We start from the raw sequence: 20,708 nt of genomic DNA, 5'->3' as shown, positions 1-20,708 counted from the left end.
GCCTCTTGACAATGTCCTGCTCATATTAAAAGGAACGTCCCCAAGTGCCAGGGTTGCCCCCTTTGTCGCGGGGGCTGCGTTGTGACACAATGGCGTTTGTTCGATTCGTGATGTGAAAGGCCAAACATGGCAAACAAGAAAAAGAACCCCGAGGTCGCGCCGACGCCCGAGCAGCAGGCCCGCGCCGCCTCCAGCTCTCGCAAGAAGCAGCGCAAGACGTACGTGTCCAAGACCGTCAAGATTGTCCTGGTGGTCATCGGCGTGCTGGCGATGCTGCTCTCCGTCTCGGCCATGGCGTGCTCCGGCCTGATGTCGCAGACCGAAAGCGCCAGCTCGGGCTATAAGCTCACTGGTGGCGTGGCTGCCACCATCAACGGCACCAACCTCACCGAGGACACCGTGACCAAGCAGATCATGAGCATGCGCACGTCCTATGGTTATACCAAGGACAAGGATTGGGCGCAGTACCTGGTCAACAACGACCTTACGCCCAAGAAGTACCGCAAACAGCTCATCGATTCCTACGCGCAGCAGATCCTGCTTCAGCAGGCGCAGAAGGAAAACGGCGTGACGGTGTCGGACAAGGAGGTCGAGAAGGCTTGGAAGGACGCGTGCAAGAGCGCGGGCGGCGCCAAGACCTTTAAGAAGACGCTTAAGACCTACGGCTACACCGAGGACACCTACAAGGATTCGCTCAAGGAGAGTCTGGCGCAGCAGAAGCTCAAGGATGCCGTGGCGCCCACCAGCAAGCCCAAGGACAGCGAGATCGTCGATTACATCAACGAAAACCTGTCCAGCTACAACGACGCCCGCCGCTCGTCGAACATCCTGATCAAGGTTGATTCCGACGCTTCCGACGAGAACAAGGCTGCCGCCAAGGCCAAGGCGCAGGAGTGCCTGGACAAGATTAACTCCGGCGAGCTGAGCTTCGAAGACGCTGTGAAGCAGTATTCCGACGACACCGGTTCCAAGGAGAAGAAGGGCGATGTGGGCTGGGATAAGCTCACCACCTTTGTCGACAGCTACCAGACGGCGCTCGAGGGGCTCAACAAGGGCGACGTGAGCGAAGTCATCGAGTCGACCTATGGCTACCACATCATCAAGTGCACCGACTACTTCCATGTCGATAATCAGATTGATGACATCAACCAGGTGCCCAAGGCCATCAAAAAGTACGTCTCCAACGTGGTGAAGACGCAGGCGGCCAGCACTGCGTATAGCGAGTGGCTAGAGCAGTACAAGAAGGATGCCGACATCACCGTCAATCCCATGCCCAAGGACGTGCCGTACAACGTCAGCCTGAAGGGCGTCACCAAGAGTTCGACCGACGATTCGTCGACGACTGAGTAATCATGGGGCGGTACTCGCGCGAGTGCCGCCCACGCTATTAGAGAGGATTTGCAGATGACCAACGAAGAGCTGCAGAAGGAAATGATCGCGGCCATGAAGGCCAAGGACAAGGTTCGCCTGTCCATCATTCGCCAGGTTAAGGCTGAGGTGAAGAATATCGAGGTCAATGAGCGCCGCGATGTGACCGAGGAAGACGTCAACAGCATGATCAAGCGTCTGATCAAGCAGACGAGCGAGACGCTAGAGATGTCCATCAAGGCCGGCACCGACCAAGAGCGTACCGACAATCTGACCGAGCAGGTCAAGATTCTGGAGAGCCTGCTGCCCGCGCAGGTTTCGGGCGAGGAGCTCGAGGCTCTGATCGAGCAGGTTATCGCCGAGCTGGGCGCCACGTCCAAGAAGCAGATGGGCCAGGTCATGGGTGCACTCGGCAAGGCCACCGGCGGCAACTTCGATAAGCCGGCCGCGGCAAAGATCGTCGGCGCAAAGCTTGCGTAATTTGTTACGCGGTTTTACCAAACCGCGTAACGGCTCGACGCTGCAAACCCGTACACACGGCAATCTGACGTTCAATTTCAAGGGCGCGACCATAAGGTCTGCGCCCTTTCATTTCACGTCACCTTGCTCGCGTGTACGGGTTTTTGCTGACTTATGCTCAACAAGGGCGGTTGTATTATTTTCGGCGCTCATTGGGGACAGACTTAAATGAATGCCCAATGAGCGGGCACTCATTTAAGTCTGTCCCCAATGAGTGGGTTAAAGGTTGCGGGTTCTTTACGGGAATGTAGTGTGGGCTGCGGAAACGTCGTTCTTTCCGTACAATAGTTCAACTCGTGTAAACGCAGGGAAGGGACATTCATGGCAGACATGATCGAGATCAAGCATCTCAACAAGTACTTTGGCGACCTGCATGTGCTCAAAGATATCAATCTCACCGTCAAGCGCGGCGAGAAGCTCGTAATGATCGGGCCCTCTGGTTCGGGTAAGTCGACGCTCATCCGCTGCGTCGATTATCTTGAGGAGCCCACGTCGGGCGAGGTCATCATCGACGGCACGCCGCTTACCAAGAAGAACCACCTGGAGATGGCTCGCAAGTATAGCTCCATGGTATTTCAGCAGTTCAACCTGTATCCCAACATGACGGTGCTGGGCAATCTGACGCTCGCGCCCATCAAGCTGCAAAAGAAGAGCAAGGAGGAGGCGACCGAGATCGCCATCGCCGCGCTCAAGCGCGTCGGCATGGCGCATAAGGCCGGCGAGTATCCGCAGAACCTCTCGGGCGGTCAGCAGCAGCGCATCGCCATCGCCCGTGCCCTGTGCACCAAGCAGCCCATCATCCTGTTTGACGAGCCGACCTCGGCGCTCGACCCCGAGATGGTCCAGGAGGTTCTGGACGTTATGATTGAGCTTGCGCAGGAGGACATCACCATGATCTGCGTGACGCACGAGATGGGTTTTGCGCGCCAGGTGGCCGACCGCGTCATCTTTATGGAGGACGGCCGCATCCTGGAGGAGGGCACGCCCGAGCACTTCTTCGATAATCCCGAGAACCCGCGCTGCCGCGAGTTCCTGTCCAAGATTCTGCACTAGGTGCGGTGGTGGACATGACGGATATGACGAGGGCGGCCGTGTCGCGCCGTCACTTTTTGCAGCTGGCGGGCGCCGGTATGCTTACGCTGACGGGGGCCGCGCTTACCGGTTGCGGCAACTCCACCAGCGGCGAGGGCTCCGACAAGGGGTCTAAGCTTGCGGCCATTAAGTCGCGTGGCCATCTGAATGCCGGCGTTAAGAAGGACGTTCCCGGTTACGGCTATTACGACACCGCTAAGGGTCGCTTTGAGGGCATGGAAGTCGATTTGTGCTACCAGATCGCGGCCGCCGTCTTTGGCGTGAGCTACAAGGAGGCCCGTGCCCAGGAGCTTGTCGAGTTTACCGACGTAACGCCCAAGACGCGCGGCCCGCTGATCGATAACGGCCAGCTCGACGTGGTCGCGGCGACCTACACCATCACCGACGAGCGCAAGAAGAGCTGGGATTTCTCGACGCCGTACCGCACCGACTACGTGGGACTCATGGTCAAGAAGCGTTCGGGCTTTACCTCGATTGAGGACCTGGACGGCAAGGTCATCGGCGTGAGCCAGGGTGCTACCACGCAGGGCCTGATTGAGCAGATGATCAAGGACAACGGCTTTAGCTGCAAGCCCGAGTTTAGGGCCTTTAGCGGCTACCCCATCATCAAGAGTTCACTCGACGCCGGCAATATCGACGTCTTTGCCATGGACCGCTCCACGCTGGCCGGCTACATGAACGAGACCGTTGAGCTGCTGCAGCCCGAGGTCAAGTTTGGCGAGCAGGGCTACGGCGTGGCGACCAAGAAGGGCTGCGACCTTTCGGCCGTGGTCGATCAGGTGATTTGCGATCGCCTGGCCGACGGCTGGCTCGACCAAGAGGTCAAGACCTGGGGTCTTGTATAGGCGCATCGTCCAAGGAAGGAATCAAATGCTCGAAGGATTATTTGACGCCGACCGTTGGTCGACGACATTTCAAAACATGGGGCCCTTCTGGGAGGGCTTTGGCGTGACGCTGCAGGTGGTCGTTGCCGGTCTGCTGCTGTCGCTGGTGCTGGGCACGCTGCTGGGCGTGTTTTCTACCACTCGCTCGCGCGTGCTGCGCGCCATAAGCCGCGTGTACGTGGAGTTTTACCAGAACACCCCGTTGCCCGTGCAGGTGCTCTTTATGTACATGGCCGGTCCGCAGTTTTTGCAGGCCATAACCGGTGCCGACCAGCCGGTGCGCATCGCGCCGTTCGTGTTGGGCTTCTTGGGTGTGGGCCTGTATCACGCGGCCTACATTTCGGAGATCATCCGCACTGGTATCGAGGCGGTTCCGCGCGGTCAGATGGAGGCGGCCCAGAGCCAGGGCTTCACCCGTGCGCAGGCGTACTGGTACATCGTGCTGCCCCAGACATTCAAGATCATTTTGCCGCCGCTGTGTAACCAGGCGCTTAACCTGGTCAAGAACACGTCGGTGCTGGCGCTTGTGGCCGGCGGCGACCTTATGTACCGTTCCGACAACTTTGTGAGTCTGTACGGTTACCTGCAGGGATACATCGTCTGCTGCCTTATGTACTTCATCATCTGCTTTCCGCTCGCCATGCTGGTGCAGTGGCTCGAGCGCCGCTCCAAGGAGCGCCCGCGCGGCGTGAGCCTGGCCGAGCTGGGACTCGACAACGTAGAGGAGGCCTAGCGCATGGAAATCTTCAACGCGACCAACCTGCTCTACATTTGGGGCGGCTTTGTTAAGACGATCGAGATCTCGGCGCTGTCGATCTTTTTCTCGCTCATCTTTGGCACGGTGCTGGCGCTCGTTAAAAGCTATGCGCCCCGCCCGTTCCGTATTTTGGTGAGCGCCTATATCGAGCTGTTCCGCTGCACGCCAAACCTGCTGTGGATCCTTTTTATCTACTTTACGGTGCAGGGTTTGGACATTGTGATTTCGACCATCGCCTTTACGCTGTTTACCAGCGCCGTTATGGCCGAGATTGTGCGCGGAGGCCTCAACTCGATTCCGCGCGGCCAGTTTGAGGCAGCGCAGAGCCAGGGCTTTGGCTTCTTTGCCACCATGCGCTACATCATTCTGCCGCAGACGTTTAAGACGATCATTCCGGCGCTGTTTAGCCAGTGCACGACCGTCATTAAGGACAGCTCGTATCTTTCGGGTATTAACGTGGCCGAGCTCATGTACACGGCAAACGTCGTGATGGCCCACGCGATTGACCTGTCGCAGGTGCTTATGCTCTACGGCCTGGTATTTGCGATGTACTTTGTGCTCAACTTTGGTATCTCGCTGCTGGTCCGAGCGTATCAACGTCGTATCGTGGCAGCGTAGAATGTGGCAAAGGGACAGCCCCTTTGTCACATAGAGAAAGGAATCGCGATGAGCGATCTGGAGAACAAGAAGAATCCTGTGGTCATTACCATCGCGCGCGACTTTGGCGCCGAGGGCCACGAGATTGGTCGCATGCTTGCCGACGAGTTGGGGATTCCTCTGTACGATAACGAGCTGCTGGTGCGTGCGTCGCTGCGCGCGGGCGAGTCGCTCGATAAGATGGCCGCCTACGACGAGCGTCTGGCCGTGGAGAACATGGCGTTCCTACCCGACCGCTACGATGCGCGTTCGTACTCGGACAAGTTGTTCCAAAAGATGAGCCAGGTGATCTTGGACCTGGGCGAGACCGAGAGCTGCATTATCGAAGGCCGCCTGTCCGATTACCTGCTGCGTAACAACCCCAACCACATTGCCGTATTGGTGACCGCTCCTTTTGAGGACCGCGTCGAGATTGTGCGCAAAAAGCGTGGTCTCAACAAAAAGAAGGGCGCCAAGCTGGTCAAGCAGCAGCAGAAGGCGCGCGAGGCGTTCTATAAGCGCTATAGCGCCGGAAAGTGGAAGATGACGAGCGGCAAGGATATCGTCGTCAACCGCGCTAAGCTGGGACGCGAGGGCTGTAAAGACGTCATCGCCGCTGCCTACCGCTACAAAGTGGCTCAACTCGAAGGCTAGCCGACCAAAAACCACCACAAAGGGTACAGGCACCTTTGTGGTGGTTTTTGTTTTAGGCCGAGGGGAAGGCCTTGGCGGCAGTGCCTATCCTCGGCTTTTGCATAGTCTCGATCTGTAACACCAAGCCAGCGAAAATGGCTCTAACTGTTACAGATTTAGATGAACCGTTCGGCCGTCAGCCCAACGTCTTGATCTGTAACACCAGGCGGCATATTTGGTCTCTAACTGTTACAGATTGAGATGCGGCGTGGGCGGCCGGCACAATATCTCGATCTGTAACAACTGCAGGGCTCAACGGACTCCAGCTGTTACAGATTGAGACAAAACGACCGGGCAAGTCCCAAACCACCACAAAGGTGTCTGCCCCATCGTGGTGGTTTGGGCGGTCGGCATAGAAAAAGTCCCCGCCGGGCGTGTGCTCGACGGGGACTCTGCCGTTTGATGGCTAGCGCTGTGGGTGATTACTCGCCCAGCAGGCTCTTGGTGATGGAAGCAGCGGCCTTCTTGCCGGCGCCCATCGCCAGAATGACCGTAGCGGCACCGGTGACGATGTCGCCGCCGGCCCAGATGCGGGGATCGGTGGTCTGGCCGGTCTCCTCGTCGGCAACGATGTAGCCCCACTTGTTGAGCTCCATCTTGCCGCCGATCTTCTTTGCGAAGGGGTTGGCGTTGGTGCCGATAGCCGAGATCGCGACGTCGCAGGGGATCTCCTCGATGGCGCCCTCGATGGGCACCGGGCGACGACGGCCGGACTCGTCGGGCTCGCCGAGTTCCATCTTCTGGACCTTGACGGCGCACACGGAGCCGTCCTCGCCAGCGACAAACTCGAGCGGGGAGACGAGCGGCAGAACCTCGACGCCCTCGGCCTTAGCATGGTGCAGCTCGGCGCGACGGCAGGGCATCTCGTCCTCGGTACGACGATAGGCGATGATGGCGTGCTCGGCGCCCAGACGCTTGGCGGTACGGACGGCGTCCATAGCCACGTTGCCGCCACCAAAGACGACGACGCTCTTGCCGTGCTTGGTGGGGGTGTCGTACTCGGGGAACTTGTTGGCCTTCATCAGGTTCACGCGGGTGAGGTACTCGTTAGCGAAGAAGACGTTGGGCAGGTTCTCGCCGGGGACGTTGAGGAACTTGGGCAGGCCAGCGCCGGTCGCCACGTAGATGGCGTCGAAGCCCTGCTCGAACAGCTCCTCGGCCGTGGCCATGTTGCCCACGACGGAGTTGTACTCAAACTTGACGCCCATGTCCTCCAGGCCGTCGATCTCGCGCTTGACGACTGCCTTGGGCAGACGGAACTCGGGGATGCCGTAGACCAGCACGCCGCCGCCGGTGAAGAAAGCCTCGAAGACGGTGACGTCAAAGCCGTTGCGGGCGAGCTCGCCAGCGCAGGTGATGCCGGACGGGCCGGAGCCGACGACGGCGACCTTCTTGCCGTTCTTGGGGGCCATCTTGGGCGTGGAGGCGAGCTCGGGGCGGTCACCCAGGAAGCGCTCGAGCTGACCGATGGCCACGGGCTCGGACTTCTTGCCACGGATGCACTTGCCCTCGCACTGGTTCTCCTGCGGGCAGACGCGGCCGCAGATGGCGGGAAGCATGGAGTCCTCGCGGATGGTATCGAGGGCGCCGCCGAAGTCCTTCGCGCGGATCTGCTCGATAAAGCGGGGGATGTTGATGTTGACGGGGCAGCCCTCAACACAGAACGGCTTCTTGCAGTTGAGGCAGCGCTCGGCCTCGGCCAGCGCCATCTCCTCGGTGAAGCCCTTGTCGACGGGGCGGAAGTCGCAGGCGCGCTCGGCAGCCGGCTCCTCGTTATCGGGGGTGCGGGGCGACTTCATATCGGCAACGAAACGACCGTTAACTAGTGGCATGCGCAGCTCTTTTCCTCATAGGTCTTGAGGGACGCGCCCTCTTCGGAACGGTAAGCGGCCTGGCGGGCACGAAGGTCATCCCAGTCGACCAGGGTGGCATCGAAGTCGGGGCCGTCGACGCAAGCGAACTTGGTCACGCCGCCCACCTCGACGCGGCAGCAGCCGCACATGCCGGTGCCGTCAACCATGATGGGGTTGAGCGACGCGGTGATGGGGGTGTCGTACTTCTGGGCGGTGAGGGTCGAGAACTTCATCATCGGAACGGGGCCGACGCAGAAGACCTGGCTCACGGCCTTGTCCTGCAGCAGGCGCTCCAGCGGAGCGGTGACAACGCCCTGCTCGCCGTAGGAGCCGTCGTCGGTGGTGATGTGGATGTGGTCCTCGTCGAGGAGCTCGCGGAACTGGTCCTCCATGAGCAGGAGGTCCTTGGTGCGGGCGCCCATGATGGCGTGGACCTCGTGACCGGTCTCGACCAGGTGCTTGGCGACCGGGAAGGCAATTGCCAGGCCGACGCCGCCGCCAATGACGGCGCAGGGGCCCTCGGCCATCTCGGTGGGAACGCCCAGCGGGCCCACGACGTCGCGCAGCGACTCGCCGGCCTCGTAGGTGGAAAGCATCTCGGTGGTCTTGCCGATCACCATGAAGATGAACTCGACCCAGCCCTCGTCACCGTTCCAGCCGGCTAGGGTAAACGGGACGCGCTCGCCCGTCTCGTTGGCGCGAACCATGAGGAACTGTCCAGCGTGCGCATGCTTGGCGATAGCGGGCGCCTCGATGCGGAACTTGAACACCTTCTCCGAGAACTGCGTCTTCTCCAGGATCTTATACATAGAACCCCTCTCTTGTTAGGGCCGCCGAACCGTGCCTCCACGGAAATGGACGGTAGCCCGAGTAAAACCGTACGCGCACAGGCGTTGTGCAGACATACGGTGCAAATTATACCCTCATGGACATGCTGTTTACGTGTGTCTTCGGCGGTTGGGAAAAGTGACCTGCCAAAAAGGGACAGGTTTATTTTGGTCGGTTTTATCAGGCAAAACGGCAAAGGGGGCCGGCCTCAGGTTGTGATGAGGCCGGCCCCCTTTGGGGCGCTATGTGTGTATGGCAGTGCGGGGTTTATTTCGATGTGGCCACCGGGGCGTTTTCGTAGATAAAACCCGCCAAAATAAACCTGTCCCTAAATAGTAGGTTTTAGTGCTTGCCGTTGGCGGAGGCGGCACCGTTGACGTGGTCGCGGGCGTAGATTACGCCGTGGACGATGGCCAGACCGGCGGCATCTGCGGCGCGGGCACAGGTGTCCTGGAAATCCTCGGCCTCGCGGGCGCGCAGCTGCTTAAGCACGTAGTCGGCGACGGCCATCTTGCCGGGAGGGTTGCCGATGCCGGTGCGGATGCGGCTGAAGTCGCGGCTGCCCATCTTGTCGATGATGGAGCGCAGACCGTTGTGGCCAGCATGGCCGCCGCCCACCTTAACACGCACGTCGCCGGCGGGAATATCGAGCTCGTCGTGGATGACGAGCAGCTCCTCGGCCTTGATCTTGTACTCGCGGCAGAGCTTGGAGATGGGGCCGCCCGAGGTATTCATGTACGACTGCGGCTTGACCAGTACAATCTGGCGCTTACCTCCCTCTTCCTCGGGATCGTTGATGTTGATGAGCGCGACCTCGGCGCCTGCCTGGTTTTTCCAGTACGTGACGCCGGCCTGACGGGCCAGCTCGTCGATCGCCTTAAAGCCGGCGTTGTGGCGGGTCTCGGCATATTCCTCACCCGGGTTGCCAAGTCCGGCAACCATGCGAATCTTAAGCGGCTGTGCAGCTGCCATAGGTTTCCTTTCGTTACATAAGTAGTTCGTTCAACGACAAAGGCTACCACGCCCGCCGAAGCCGAGACCTTGTTTCAGTGAAATCCCACCAGACAAAAGCACGGCCGCGGCAGAGCGAGCCGCCGGAACAGAAGAAACCCCCGCGCGACCTTTGCGAAGCAAGGGGGAGCGCGGGGGTTTCTTCTGTTCCGGCGGTGATGCGCCGGGTTGCAAGGACGATGCGATTACAGCGCGAAGTCGCCGCCGACGAGCGTGGAGACGGGCTCCTCGTGGTAAACGGCGGAAATGGCCTGGGCGAACTCCTCGGCGACCGAGATGGTCTTGATCTTGCCGCCGACCTCGACGGGGATGGCGTCGGTGACGACGCACTCGACGATGGGGGCATCGTTCAGGCGCTCGATGGCCGGGCCGGAGAAGATGCCGTGGGTGGCGCACACGTAGATGTCGCCGGCGCCCATTGCCTTGAGCTCCTTGACGTTGGCGCACAGGGTGCCAGCGGTGTCGATCATGTCGTCGTTGATGATGCAGGTCTTGCCCTTGATGTCACCGATGATGCCCATGACCTCGGCGGCGTTGTGGCGCGGACGGCCCTTGTGGGCGATGGCCAGGTCGCAGCCGAGCATGTCGGACAGCTTCTTGGCGGCCTTGGCGCGGCCCACATCGGGGGAGACGACAACCAGGTTGTCGGTGTCGAAGTGCATGTCGTTGTAGTACTGGCCAAACAGCGGCAGTGCGGACAGGTGGTTAACCGGGATATCGAAGAAGCCCTGGATCTGGCCCTGGTGCAGGTCGAGGGTGATGATGCGGTTGACGCCGGCGCGCTCGAGCAGGTTGGCGACGAGGCGGGCGGTGATGGGCTCGCGCGGGCCGGCCTTGCGGTCCTGGCGGGCATAGCCGTAGTGGGTGATAACGGCGGTGATGGAGCGGGCGGATGCGCGCTTGGCAGCGTCGGTGGCGATGAGCAGCTCCATGAGCATGTCGTTGACGTTGCCGCCGGCCACGGACTGAATCAGGAAGACGTCGGCGCCGCGGACGGTCTCGTCGTAGCGGGCGTAAATCTCACCATTGGCGAACTGCTTTAGCGTAAGGCCCGAAAGCTCGACCCCAAGGTACTCAGCAATCTTCTGAGCGAGGGGACGGTTGGAGGAACCGGAATACACGCGGATGGACTTGCGCATATTCTCCGACTTCTCGGGATCATTAATCGGCATTACCCTTCTCCTTTATATCGAATGCCATATAGATGCCTTGTTGCATTGTAACCGTGCGGCGGGGTTTATCGGGTCTTGATAACGTCTTTACCGTCAACGGACACGAACCGACCACTCATCCGGTCGCGCAGGTCACGATAGAAAAAAGGAGCCGTCCCCATGGAACAGCTCCTTTTGTGCTTGGTAAAACGTTATACCTCGTCGTCCTCGTGCAGACGGCGGCGATAATCGGCGGCCCAGCCCTCAATATTTACCTGACGGGCGCGGCCCAGACCAAGTGCGTCGGCCGGGACCGGCTCGGTGATGACGGAGCCTGCGGCCACGAGCGCGCCGTCGCCGATCTGGGCGGGCGCGACCATCATGGTGTCGGAGCCGATGAAGGCGTCCTTGCCGATGACGGTCTTGTGCTTGTGCACGCCGTCGTAGTTGCAGGTGATGGAGCCCGCGCCCACGTTGACGCCGGAGCCCATGGTGGTGTCGCCGATGTAGGACAGATGCGGCACCTTGGAGCCCTCGCCGATCGTGGACTTCTTGATCTCCACGTGCGTGCCGGCTTTGGAACCGTCGAGCATGTGAGTGCCCGGGCGCAGGTAGGCGCGCGGGCCGCAGTCGACGCCGTTCTCGATGACGGCCTCGATGGCGATGGTCTCATCGATGGTGCAGCCGCTGCCGACGGTGGTGTCGGTGAGGCGGCTGTTGGGGCCGAGCTGGCACTCCTCGCCCACGGTGACGTGGCCGATCAGGTGCGTCTGCGGCCACACGACGGTGTCGCGGCCGATGACGGCGTCGGGGCCGATCCAGGCCTGCGTGGGGTCGATGAAGGTGACGCCCTCGGCCATCCAGTGCTCGTTGATGCGGTCGCGAGCGATGGCAGTGAGCTGCGCGAGCTGGATGCGGCTGTTGACGCCCAGGCCATCGCGGTAGTCGTCGCAGTGGAAGATGGAGACTGCCTGGCCGTGGCCCTTGAGGATCTCGAGCATGTCGGGCAGATAGTACTCGGACTGCGCGTTGTCGTTGCCGATCTCGTCGATGTGGGCTGCGAGCTGCGCGCCGTCGAAGGCGTAGCAGCCGGCGTTGCACTCCAGCAGTGTGGCGGCCTGCTCGGGCGTGCAGTCCTTCTGCTCGATGATGCGCTCGATCTGACCATCGGCGCCCAGCTTGATGCGGCCGTATCCGAAAGGATCGGGCGGGGTCATGGTCATGACGGTGCAGGCGAGCTCGCCGGTGGCGACGGTCTGTGCGAACTTGGCGACCGTGTCGGCGGTGATGAGCGGCAGGTCGCCGTTGAGCACCACGACGGGGCCTTGCGTGATGCCACAGGCCTCGAGTGCGACCTTCACGGCGTGACCGGTGCCCAGACGCTCGGTCTGCTCGACGCACTCGACCTTGGTGGCGCTGTTGGCGTAGGCGCCGTCGATGAGGGCGCGCATCTCGTCGGCATGGCTGCCGATGACAACCACGACGCGGCTGCAGCCGGCCTTGATGGTGGCGTCGACGATCCACTGAACCATGGGCTTGCCCAGGATCTTGTGCGAAACCTTGCAGTGGTTCGACTTCATGCGGGTGCCCTCGCCGGCGGCGAGGATAATTGCGGTTGCGTCCATGTGATCTCCTGTTACGTTATAGAGACGTGTGTTTGGAAACGATACACGGCGCAATATGATACCGCAGGCATATGATGAGCGCGTAACGATTGACGCATTGCCGCCGATGTCGGTGCCGTTGACGCGGTGTTTGCGCTGGTTGTGTATGGTGGCGGCGCTGCGGCGTTGACGTTTGAGCGAGGGGATGGGGTGCCCGTGGATATCATGCGAGAGGAATCGGGCAACGAGCCCGTCGCGGCATTCTCGATGTCGCATCCGGCTGTGCCGGCCCTCTACATGGTGCTGACGCTGGGGCTCACCATGTTCTCGATGCAACCGGTGCTGATCGCGCTGTCGCTTGCGGGCGGGCTGGCGTATGGATTTGCGACGCGTGGGGCTGCCCGCACGCTGGGCGCACTCCGCTGGCAGCTGCCGGTGATTTTGATCGTTGCGGTGCTCAATCCGCTGTTTAGCGCCTCGGGCTCGACGGAGCTGTTCCGTATTGGCATGCGCGCGGTGTATCTGGAGAGCATGGTATACGGCCTGTGCATGGGCGGGCTGTTCGTGGCGAGCGTGTTGTGGTTTGAGGCTGCGGCATCGATGCTCGAATACGACAAGGTGCTCGCGCTGCTGGGCAATGCCGCACCGGTGATTGCGCTCATGATCTCGATGTGCATGCGGCTTATCCTGCAGTTTTTGCGCCGCGGTCGTACGGTGCTGGCGGTGCAGGATGCGATTGATGTGCCGGGCCGCGCGCCGGCCGACCCCGTGCGCTCGCGCCTGCGGGCGTCGAGCGTGTTGATGGGCTGGGGCATGGAAGATTCGCTTGAGCGCGCGGATGCCATGCGCTCGCGCGGGTGGGGTGCTGCGTCGCGCCGTACGACGTATGCGTGGTATCGGCTGGCGCGCGGCGATGCTGCCGCGCTGGTTGGACTTGCGGTGTTTGGTGCCGCCGCGGTGGCGGTGGCATGGACCGCGACGACGCAGTATTCGTTTTATCCGCAGCTCTCGGTGCCGGCGCCGTGGCTGGGCTATGTCGTGTACGCTGCATGGATGGTGCTGCCCTGCGTGTTGCATGTGATCGATGAGAAGGGGTTTGGCTGATGGCTCGGTTGGATAGGGGCCCGGTGTCGGGTGCGGCGTGCGGCCCGGATATGCCGGCGATTGAGGCGCGGAGCCTGAGCTTTGCCTACCCCGGGGCTGATGCTGCGGTGCTCGAGGGGCTCGACTGGTCTGTTCCCCAAGGTGCATTTGCGCTGCTTGTTGGCGGTACCGGATCGGGTAAGTCGACGCTGCTGTCGCTGCTCAAGCCCGAGATCGCTCCGGCGGGCGAGCGCACTGGCGATGCGCGCGTGCTGGGCGAGAACGTTGCCGACATGGACGTGCGCGCGTCTGCGGAGTGCGTGGGCTACGTGTTCCAGGATCCCGAGAACCAGATTGTGTGCGAGACCGTGTGGCACGAGATGGCGTTTGGCCTAGAGAATCTGGGGGTGTCGCGCGACGAGATGCGCCGCCGTGTTGCCGAAACCAGCTATTTCTTTGGTCTGGAGGACTGGCTTCATCGCGATACCGATACGCTTTCGGGTGGCCGCAAGCAGCTGCTGTCGCTTGCCGCCGTCCTGGCGCTGCGTCCGCGTGTGCTGCTACTCGACGAGCCCACGTCTCAGCTCGATCCCGTTGCCGAGAAGAATTTTCTGCACGCGCTGTTTCGTGTGAATCGCGAGCTGGGCTGCACGGTTGTTGTGGCTACGCATCAACCGCGCCCAATGCTCGAGTATGCGACGTGCGCGTATCGGATTGAGGGCGGCCGCGTGCGCGAGGTGGCCGACATTGCCTCCTTGGGGCATCGCGAAGAGCTGTTTTCTGGCGAGGTGCCAGGGTGGGGTGGCTCGCGGCGTGCAAAAAACGGAATTTTCAGCATCGCTGGTGGCCGGCAGGGCTCTTTAGACCCGCACGCGGACGTTGCGGGTGCGAAAAAGGGACCAAAAACGGACAAATCGGCTAAATTTGAGGCGCAAATCTTGCCGCAGGACGACTCGGGGGCGTCATCGCGCGCCGGTGGATGCAGAATACTCCCAAAAATGTACGCTGGCTCGGCCACCACCTTGACAGGAAGCTGGTTTCGCTACGATCGGGCGTCCGGCTGGGTGCTGCGCGGACTCGATGTGGCGTTTTCGACTGGCGCGGTGCATGCGATTGTGGGCGGAAACGGCTGCGGCAAGTCGACGATGCTCTCGGTGCTGGCCAAAACGGTCAAGTTGCAGCGTGGTCGCATGGTGCGTGGGGCGGCATCGGCGGCGCTGCTGCCTCAGAATCCCAAGGCGTTGTTGGTTGCCGAGACGGTGCGCGACGAGCTGATGGAATGGGCCTCGACCTGCGGATATGACGAGAACTTGGCGCGGGAGCGTGCGGCGAGCTTGGGGCTGTCGGGTCTGGATGGGCGCCATCCGTACGATCTTTCGGGCGGGCAGCGTCAACTGCTTGCATTGGCAAAACTGCTGCTAATCGGCCCCGAACTGCTATTGCTCGATGAGCCCACCAAGGGTCTAGACCTGTTCAGCCGCCGCATCATCGCCCGCGCCCTGCGTGACCATGCGAAGGTTGGTGGCACCGTCATCATGGCCACGCACGATCTGGATTTTGCCGAGCAGGTTGCCGATGACGTTGCCATGATGTTTGACGGTGAGATTGCCTGCATGGAGCCGCCGGTCGACTTCTTTGCCGACAACGTGTTTTATAGGGCGTGATGGGATGGCGGATTATCGCATCGTGCGCCTACTCGCAAAACTGGAGATACCGCTGCTGCTGGCGGTGCCAGCCGTGATGGCTGCGGCGTTGCTGGCGGGCGTTGAACAGGCGGCGCTTGCCATGCTTGTCGTGGTGGCGCTGGTGCTCGCGCTGTTCTTTGCGGGCTACGAGGCGTCGCGCCCGGGCTTACGCCAGATTGTGCCAACGCTGGTTCTGGCGGCGTTGGCTGCGGCGGGGCGCATTCTGTTTGGCCCCATTCCCGACTTTAAACCGGTGAGCGCCATCGCCATTATCGCGGGGGCGACGCTTGGTTGCCGCAATGGTTTTATGGTTGGCGCGCTGGCGGCGCTGACCAGCAATTTCTTTTTTGGACAGGGCATGTGGACGCCGTGGCAGATGTATGCCTGGGGGCTCGTGGGATACGTTGGCGGTGCGTTGGCGCATGCCGGCGCTTTTGATCGCGCCGATGGCACCGTGCGTATGCCGGCGCTGTTGATCTACGGCTTTGCTTCGGGTTTGCTGTACGGCGTTGTGATCAACGCGTATGACATCATTGGGTTTGTACAGCCGCTCACGTGGGCGGGTGCCATGGCGCGTCTTGCCACCGCCGTACCGTTCGATATCACGCACGGCCTTGCGACCTGCGTGTTTTTGGTCGCCCTGTACAAGCCTTGGTGTCGCCGCATCAACCGAGTCGTCGTGAAATACGGGCTGTAGGGTTGGTTACGCCGGGGCGGGAATCAATACTGCCGAAGTGCCATTTCAAAACTATGCCGGTTTACGGGGCTAGATTAGCGCGGGCCGACCATACCAGCATTTTTCGAAATAGGGCACACCGTCTACCTGCGATTTTATTATCTCGGAATTGCGTATGGTTAGGGGTTCGCGATTCAGCCCCGTAAACCGGCAAAGTTTTGGAATGGCCGGCTGATATGACGGGCATCGTGGCCCTCAGAGAGCCAAATTGATCCATTTTCTTCCGTCCCCAGATGTCCCCAGGGAATCAGTTGACGGCGCTTGCCACGAAACTGGCCCATCTACTACGTTTAGCTTGATGCCCCCGACAATGTTCGCGTTTTATGAAAAACCGCAGGCTTTCTACCTGCGGTTTTCTTTTGGCGTTGTTCGCTGTGGTTGAGGGTGGTGGCTTAAACGTAGTAGATGGGCGTGTTTCGTGGCGGATGGGTCACACGGATACCCTCACGAGGCCCAAAATGATCCGTTTTCCTCCGTCCCCAGGGGATCAGTTGGGGCTAGAGCTCTAGCGTGAGGGTGACGGGGCAGTGGTCGCTGCCAAAGATGTCGCTGCGGATGCCGGTGTCGCGTACGTTGTCGGCGATTGCGTCGCTTACCAGGAAGTAGTCGATGCGCCAGCCTGCGTTGTTCTTGCGGGCATTAAAGCGATAGCTCCACCAGCTGTAGACGCCCTCGACGTCGGGGTTTGCCGTGCGCCAGGTATCGGTAAAGCCGGCGTTGAGCAGCTCGGTAAACTTGCCACGTTCTTCGTCCGAAAAGCCGGCGTTGCCGCGGTTGGACTCGGGGTTCTTAAGGTCGATTTCCTCGTGCGCCACGTTAAAGTCGCCGCAGGTCACGACGGGTTTGCCGGTCTCGCGCTCGAGTGCGTTCAAAAAGCCGCGGTAGGCATCGTCCCAGGCCATGCGCACATCGATGCGCGCGAGCTCATTTTGGGCGTTGGGCGTATAGACGTCGACAAACCAGAATTTGTCGAACTCCAGCGCGCAGACGCGGCCCTCGGTCGCGGCTTGGGCAACGAGCTCGGCAGCCTCGCCTTCGTCGGCGTAGGGTAGCAGCGCGTCGGCGTGCAGCACGCGCAGCGGTTCCTGGCGGCTAAAGACCGCAGTGCCCGAATAGCCTTTACGCTCGGCGTAGCTCCAGGTTTGGTGATAGCCGGGCAGGTCAATATCGACCTGGCCTTCTTGCAGCTTGGTCTCTTGCAGCGCCAGGATATCGACGTCGAGTTCTTGCGCGATCTGGATAAAGCTCGGGTCCTTTTTGAGCACGGCGCGCAGGCCGTTGACGTTCCACGAGGCGAAAGTGTAAGTCTGAGGCATGGTGTCCTTTCGACGGGGTTGGCAGGCTTAAGATTAGCGCAACAGGGGCGGGGCGGGCCCCGCGGACGACGGCGCAATCGCAGTCGCCCCGATCAACAAGGACGGAGGGCTCATATGACGCAGGCAATATCGGATCCCAAGCAGGCCTCCGCCGCGCTGGCGGAGCTTTTTGATACCCACAAGCGCGTGGTCTTCTTTGGCGGCGCGGGTGTTTCCACGGCAAGCGGCATTCCCGATTTTCGCAGCGTGGACGGCCTGTATCACCAGCAGTTTGCCTATCCGCCCGAGACCATGCTGTCGCACAGCTTTTACGAGACACATCCGGCGGAGTTCTTCGACTTTTACCGAACCAAGATGATCGCGCTTAACGCTAAGCCCAACCGCTGCCACACCAAGCTGGCCGAGCTGGAGCGCGTCGGCAAGCTTGATGCCGTGGTGACGCAAAACATCGACGGCTTGCATCAGATGGCGGGCTCGCAGCGCGTGTTTGAGTTGCACGGATCGGTCCATCGCAACATTTGCCAGTCGTGCGGAGCGGTCTATAGCGCCGAGTGGATTTGCTCGCGCGAGCACGAGGACGCCGCGGGCGTGCCCGTGTGCCCCGCGTGCGGTGGTCGCATCAAGCCCGATGTGGTGCTATACGAAGAGCCGCTCGACGAGCATGTGCTGACCGGCGCCGTTGCCGCCATCGCCGCGGCCGATGCCCTCATTGTGGGCGGGACCTCGCTCGTGGTGTATCCGGCGGCGGGCCTTACGCGCTACTTTACCGGCGATACGCTGGCCATTTGCAATCTTGCTCCCACCGATCAAGATGCAAATGCCGACCTGCTGATTTCTTGCGACATCGCGGCCGCGTTTGCGTTCTAGCCCGTGTGCGCGGATACAATAGAAAGACTGATTGCAAAGCGACCCCGCCGCCTGCGCCCGAGCGCGGCGGCGCGGGCATTTGAGGAGGATGTTCATGGCGAACGATAGCAAGACATGGCGGTGCGGAAAGTACGAGCTCAGCTTTGACCGTCCGCGCATCATGGGCGTCCTCAACGTGACGCCCGATTCGTTTAGCGACGGCGGGGAGCACTTCGACCCGGATGCCGCAATCGAGTACGGCCTGGCGATACTCGACGCCGGCGCCGACATCATCGACGTGGGCGGCGAGTCCACGCGCCCTGGTTTTACCCCGGTCAACCCCGACGAGGAGGCTCGCCGCGTGCTGCCCGTGGTGCGCGCGCTGGCCAAAGAGGGTGCCATCGTCTCGATTGACACGCGCCACGTGGCAGTTGCCAAGGCGGCCGTGCGCTGCGGCGCCTCTATTGTCAACGACGTGACGGGCTTCACCGACCCCAAGATGGTCGAGTTTGTTAAGACGAGCGCCTGCGGCGTTATCGTGATGCACGCCGGCGAGGTCGCCGCCCCTGCTCGTACGCACGCGACGGTGCAGCTTGATACCTCGGCTGCGGCGTTTGTTGCCGAGAAGGCACGCGAAGCGGCCGCCGAGGCCGCGCGCGAGGCCGAGAAGCCAGCCCGTCGCCGTCGCGGCAAGTTGCTGGGCGAGTCCAAGGTTGAGACCAAGCTTCCGGGCGGTGTGGTACAGCCCTCGCTGCCGTTTGGCGAATCAGAGCCCACGCCCGAGCCTGTTGCCGAGTCAGAGACGCCGGCTACCGAGCAGGCTGCCCCTGCTGCCGTTGCGCCCGAGGCCGTGCCCGCAGCTACCGAAGTCGCACCAGAGCCCAGCGACCACCTGGCCGCCATGATGCGCCGCAGTGCCCGCCGTGAGGAAGCCTATGTGCCCACCTCGCAGCTCCGCCGCTTTACCCTGCCCGATTCGGCGCCCATCATGCGCCGCGTCATGGGCTTTCTGTCCGACCAGGCCCGCGCGCTCATCCATGCCGGCGTGTCGCGCGACCGCATCTGCATCGATCCCGGTCCGGGCTTTGGCAAGACGGCCAACGAGGATATCGTCATCCAGCGCGAGACCGCTAAGATGGCGTCGCTGGGCTATCCGCTCATGTGCGCCGTGTCGCGCAAGCGCTTTGTGGGCGCCGTCTCGGGCGTGACCGATGCCGCCGCGCGCGATGCCGCCACGTTTGGTGTGTGCCTGGGCGCCATCCAGGCCGGCGCCAACATCGTGCGCGTGCATGACGTTGCGGGCTTTGCGCAGTTCCTGAACGGGTACTGGGCTGTCGCCAAGCCGCAGCCGCGCCGCGCGTTTGTGGCCGTGGGTTCCAACCTGGGGCATCGCTGCGACAACATCCGCGCCGCACGCGACATGATCGCCGAGATTCCACTTACCTGCGTGTCCAACTCCTCCAAGATCTACGAGAGCGAGCCGGCCTACGAGACGCGCCAGGACGCGTTTGCCAACGCCGTCATCGAGATCAAGACCGAGTTGGCGCCGCTGGTGCTGCTCGACGAGCTCATGAAGATCGAGGCCGAGCTGGGCCGCGACCGCTCCAAAAAGGCCAAGGCAAACGGCCCGCGCACCATCGACCTGGACCTGCTGTGGATGGACGGCGAGACCCACGGCGGCAAGAAGCTGCGCCTGCCGCATCCGCTGATCGGCGAGCGCGACTTTGTGCTGGTGCCGCTCGAGGACCTGATGCACGACCCGGCGCGGTTCTTCCGCTACAACGGTGTCGAGGTCAAGGAGCCCGAGGACCGCGTGGGCCATATCGTGGGCGAATTGGGGCGTATGTAGATGATTGAGATGAATGCTGTTGCCGCCGGTACCGAGCTCGACGCGGCGCGTGACGCGGGCCGCGAGGGTGCGTCCGCGGGCCGGTGCGCGTGGAGCGCGGGCGATGCATCGCTGACGTTTTCGCTGGTCGTGCGCCCCGATGTGAACATGCACGCCTTCCACGGTCTGCCGTTTGTGGCCGCAATGGGCATGATGGACGCGCTCGCGGGCACGGCCGCAACGCCGGGCCTGGGGCTTGCCGGCAAGGTGGGCATCCAGTGGCCGAGTGGCATCGTGTGCGGCGCGCCTGCGTTTGAGACGTCGCTCGCGCGCGTCGCCGTCAACGGCGGTGCCGGTGCCGCGGGCATGTTTGCCGCGGTGACGGTGGATATTGAGCGTTCGGCACTGGGCGAGCTCGGCGTGGATATGGGCGACGAGGTACTGGTCGAGGCATTGGGCGCGGCGGTGCTCGCTCGCGTTGACGCCTGGGCGGTTGTTGCCAACACACCACAGGGCGCTGCCGGCCCGCTGGCCCCGGTGCTGGGCGAGTACTTCGATATGGTGCCGCTGCTGGGTCGTCAGGTCGCGGCGGTGTCGCCCAACGGCCTGCCGCCCGCGGTCGGCGTGTTTGCGGGCCTGGACATCTGGGGCCGCGCGACCATCAAGACCGATGCCGGCGAGCAGGAGTTTCCGCCCGAGGCCGTGCGCATTCGCGGGCTGTAACGCGGGGCGCCAGCGCTCAAAGATAACGATGACAACAGAAGCTCTCCTCGGCACTGAACTGCACCCCAAAACTTGGACGGCTTAAATAAGAACTA

19 protein-coding genes are annotated in these 20,708 nt (G+C 61.8%); 13 read left to right on the top strand and 6 right to left on the bottom strand.

Annotated elements, in window-relative coordinates:
* The first annotated feature begins 126 nt into the window (after positions 1-126).
* The 7 genes from DXD56_RS09080 (at position 127) to DXD56_RS09050 (ending at position 5,910) form a co-directional block, all read left to right on the top strand.
* Positions 127-1,350, top strand: coding sequence for a peptidylprolyl isomerase (locus DXD56_RS09080; RefSeq protein WP_117640984.1), 1,224 nt, complete (start codon positions 127-129; stop codon positions 1,348-1,350).
* 54 nt (positions 1,351-1,404) lie between these two features.
* Positions 1,405-1,848 (top strand): GatB/YqeY domain-containing protein, encoded by a 444-nt coding sequence (locus DXD56_RS09075; protein WP_006235801.1) that lies wholly within the window; start codon positions 1,405-1,407, stop codon positions 1,846-1,848.
* Positions 1,849-2,208: 360 nt separating this feature from the next.
* Entirely contained in the window at positions 2,209-2,940 is a 732-nt protein-coding gene (locus tag DXD56_RS09070; protein WP_055251548.1) for an amino acid ABC transporter ATP-binding protein, read from the top strand.
* 14 nt (positions 2,941-2,954) lie between these two features.
* Positions 2,955-3,824: a transporter substrate-binding domain-containing protein gene (locus tag DXD56_RS09065; protein ID WP_233524975.1), complete on the top strand. Its 870-nt coding sequence runs from the start codon at positions 2,955-2,957 to the stop codon at positions 3,822-3,824.
* Between the two features lie 25 nt (positions 3,825-3,849).
* On the top strand, positions 3,850-4,596 hold the full coding sequence (locus DXD56_RS09060) for an amino acid ABC transporter permease (protein WP_117640983.1): 747 nt from the start codon (positions 3,850-3,852) through the stop codon (positions 4,594-4,596).
* A 3-nt stretch (positions 4,597-4,599) separates the two neighbouring features.
* Entirely contained in the window at positions 4,600-5,238 is a 639-nt protein-coding gene (locus DXD56_RS09055; protein ID WP_055285379.1) for an amino acid ABC transporter permease, read from the top strand.
* 48 nt (positions 5,239-5,286) lie between these two features.
* Positions 5,287-5,910 carry an AAA family ATPase gene (locus DXD56_RS09050; protein ID WP_055251542.1) on the top strand — a complete coding sequence of 208 codons (624 nt, stop codon included), beginning with the start codon at positions 5,287-5,289 and terminating at the stop codon, positions 5,908-5,910.
* Between the two features lie 461 nt (positions 5,911-6,371).
* On the opposite strand, the gene gltA is transcribed toward DXD56_RS09050, so the two are convergent.
* The 5 genes from gltA to glmU form a co-directional block, all read right to left on the bottom strand.
* Positions 6,372-7,781, bottom strand: coding sequence for an NADPH-dependent glutamate synthase (gltA, locus tag DXD56_RS09045; protein ID WP_117640982.1), 1,410 nt, complete (start codon positions 7,779-7,781; stop codon positions 6,372-6,374).
* Positions 7,772-8,611 carry a sulfide/dihydroorotate dehydrogenase-like FAD/NAD-binding protein gene (locus DXD56_RS09040; protein ID WP_117640981.1) on the bottom strand — a complete coding sequence of 280 codons (840 nt, stop codon included), beginning with the start codon at positions 8,609-8,611 and terminating at the stop codon, positions 7,772-7,774. Before DXD56_RS09040 ends, gltA begins: the two co-directional genes overlap by 10 nt.
* A gap of 361 nt (positions 8,612-8,972) precedes the next feature.
* Entirely contained in the window at positions 8,973-9,602 is a 630-nt protein-coding gene (gene pth, locus DXD56_RS09035; protein ID WP_195246394.1) for an aminoacyl-tRNA hydrolase, read from the bottom strand.
* Between the two features lie 224 nt (positions 9,603-9,826).
* Positions 9,827-10,813 (bottom strand): ribose-phosphate pyrophosphokinase, encoded by a 987-nt coding sequence (locus DXD56_RS09030; protein ID WP_089573682.1) that lies wholly within the window; start codon positions 10,811-10,813, stop codon positions 9,827-9,829.
* A 191-nt stretch (positions 10,814-11,004) separates the two neighbouring features.
* Positions 11,005-12,417: a bifunctional UDP-N-acetylglucosamine diphosphorylase/glucosamine-1-phosphate N-acetyltransferase GlmU gene (gene glmU, locus DXD56_RS09025; RefSeq protein WP_117640980.1), complete on the bottom strand. Its 1,413-nt coding sequence runs from the start codon at positions 12,415-12,417 to the stop codon at positions 11,005-11,007.
* 204 nt (positions 12,418-12,621) lie between these two features.
* Between glmU and DXD56_RS09020 the strand changes: the two genes are divergently transcribed.
* Genes DXD56_RS09020 through DXD56_RS09010 form a run of 3 tightly spaced genes read left to right on the top strand, consistent with a single transcriptional unit; the run spans position 12,622 to position 15,861 of the window.
* Positions 12,622-13,500: an energy-coupling factor transporter transmembrane component T gene (locus tag DXD56_RS09020; protein ID WP_117640985.1), complete on the top strand. Its 879-nt coding sequence runs from the start codon at positions 12,622-12,624 to the stop codon at positions 13,498-13,500.
* Complete coding sequence (locus DXD56_RS09015; RefSeq protein WP_117640979.1) at positions 13,500-15,143, top strand: ABC transporter ATP-binding protein; 1,644 nt, start codon at positions 13,500-13,502, stop codon at positions 15,141-15,143. The genes DXD56_RS09020 and DXD56_RS09015 overlap by 1 nt, the downstream gene beginning before the upstream one ends.
* Positions 15,144-15,147: 4 nt before the next feature.
* Positions 15,148-15,861, top strand: coding sequence for a DUF6580 family putative transport protein (locus DXD56_RS09010; RefSeq protein ID WP_117640978.1), 714 nt, complete (start codon positions 15,148-15,150; stop codon positions 15,859-15,861).
* A gap of 536 nt (positions 15,862-16,397) precedes the next feature.
* On the opposite strand, the gene DXD56_RS09005 is transcribed toward DXD56_RS09010, so the two are convergent.
* Entirely contained in the window at positions 16,398-17,216 is an 819-nt protein-coding gene (locus DXD56_RS09005; protein WP_117640977.1) for an exodeoxyribonuclease III, read from the bottom strand.
* A 114-nt stretch (positions 17,217-17,330) separates the two neighbouring features.
* On the opposite strand from DXD56_RS09005, the gene DXD56_RS09000 reads away from it, so the two are divergent.
* The 3 genes from DXD56_RS09000 to DXD56_RS08990 all read left to right on the top strand — a co-directional run bounded on the left by DXD56_RS09000 (position 17,331) and on the right by DXD56_RS08990 (position 20,613).
* Positions 17,331-18,083 carry an NAD-dependent protein deacylase gene (locus DXD56_RS09000; protein WP_117637152.1) on the top strand — a complete coding sequence of 251 codons (753 nt, stop codon included), beginning with the start codon at positions 17,331-17,333 and terminating at the stop codon, positions 18,081-18,083.
* Between the two features lie 94 nt (positions 18,084-18,177).
* On the top strand, positions 18,178-19,911 hold the full coding sequence (gene folK / locus DXD56_RS08995) for a 2-amino-4-hydroxy-6-hydroxymethyldihydropteridine diphosphokinase (RefSeq protein WP_117640976.1): 1,734 nt from the start codon (positions 18,178-18,180) through the stop codon (positions 19,909-19,911).
* Complete coding sequence (locus tag DXD56_RS08990; protein WP_117640975.1) at positions 19,912-20,613, top strand: hypothetical protein; 702 nt, start codon at positions 19,912-19,914, stop codon at positions 20,611-20,613. It abuts the gene before it with no gap.
* Positions 20,614-20,708: the final 95 nt, after the last annotated feature.

Source organism: Collinsella sp. TM06-3 (assembly GCF_003436395.1).
Classification (GTDB): Bacteria; Actinomycetota; Coriobacteriia; order Coriobacteriales; family Coriobacteriaceae; genus Collinsella.
The sequence above is the reverse complement of the archived record's forward strand: the minus strand, read 5'-3'. Positions and strand labels throughout refer to the sequence as shown.

Bases quoted from the DNA above. Each gene is read 5' to 3' on its own strand.
- DXD56_RS09050 (WP_055251542.1), top strand. From the start codon at position 5,287: ATGAGCGATCTGGAGAACAAGAAGAATCCTGTGGTCATTACCATCGCG.
- DXD56_RS09080 (WP_117640984.1), top strand. From the start codon at position 127: ATGGCAAACAAGAAAAAGAACCCCGAGGTCGCGCCGACGCCCGAGCAG.
- DXD56_RS09055 (WP_055285379.1), top strand. From the start codon at position 4,600: ATGGAAATCTTCAACGCGACCAACCTGCTCTACATTTGGGGCGGCTTT.
- DXD56_RS09070 (WP_055251548.1), top strand. From the start codon at position 2,209: ATGGCAGACATGATCGAGATCAAGCATCTCAACAAGTACTTTGGCGAC.
- DXD56_RS09065 (WP_233524975.1), top strand. From the start codon at position 2,955: ATGACGGATATGACGAGGGCGGCCGTGTCGCGCCGTCACTTTTTGCAG.
- gltA (WP_117640982.1), bottom strand. From the start codon at position 7,781: ATGCCACTAGTTAACGGTCGTTTCGTTGCCGATATGAAGTCGCCCCGC.
- DXD56_RS09000 (WP_117637152.1), top strand. From the start codon at position 17,331: ATGACGCAGGCAATATCGGATCCCAAGCAGGCCTCCGCCGCGCTGGCG.
- pth (WP_195246394.1), bottom strand. From the start codon at position 9,602: ATGGCAGCTGCACAGCCGCTTAAGATTCGCATGGTTGCCGGACTTGGC.
- DXD56_RS09075 (WP_006235801.1), top strand. From the start codon at position 1,405: ATGACCAACGAAGAGCTGCAGAAGGAAATGATCGCGGCCATGAAGGCC.
- DXD56_RS09060 (WP_117640983.1), top strand. From the start codon at position 3,850: ATGCTCGAAGGATTATTTGACGCCGACCGTTGGTCGACGACATTTCAA.
- folK (WP_117640976.1), top strand. From the start codon at position 18,178: ATGGCGAACGATAGCAAGACATGGCGGTGCGGAAAGTACGAGCTCAGC.
- glmU (WP_117640980.1), bottom strand. From the start codon at position 12,417: ATGGACGCAACCGCAATTATCCTCGCCGCCGGCGAGGGCACCCGCATG.
- DXD56_RS08990 (WP_117640975.1), top strand. From the start codon at position 19,912: ATGATTGAGATGAATGCTGTTGCCGCCGGTACCGAGCTCGACGCGGCG.
- DXD56_RS09030 (WP_089573682.1), bottom strand. From the start codon at position 10,813: ATGCCGATTAATGATCCCGAGAAGTCGGAGAATATGCGCAAGTCCATC.
- DXD56_RS09010 (WP_117640978.1), top strand. From the start codon at position 15,148: ATGGCGGATTATCGCATCGTGCGCCTACTCGCAAAACTGGAGATACCG.
- DXD56_RS09020 (WP_117640985.1), top strand. From the start codon at position 12,622: ATGCGAGAGGAATCGGGCAACGAGCCCGTCGCGGCATTCTCGATGTCG.
- DXD56_RS09040 (WP_117640981.1), bottom strand. From the start codon at position 8,611: ATGTATAAGATCCTGGAGAAGACGCAGTTCTCGGAGAAGGTGTTCAAG.
- DXD56_RS09005 (WP_117640977.1), bottom strand. From the start codon at position 17,216: ATGCCTCAGACTTACACTTTCGCCTCGTGGAACGTCAACGGCCTGCGC.
- DXD56_RS09015 (WP_117640979.1), top strand. From the start codon at position 13,500: ATGGCTCGGTTGGATAGGGGCCCGGTGTCGGGTGCGGCGTGCGGCCCG.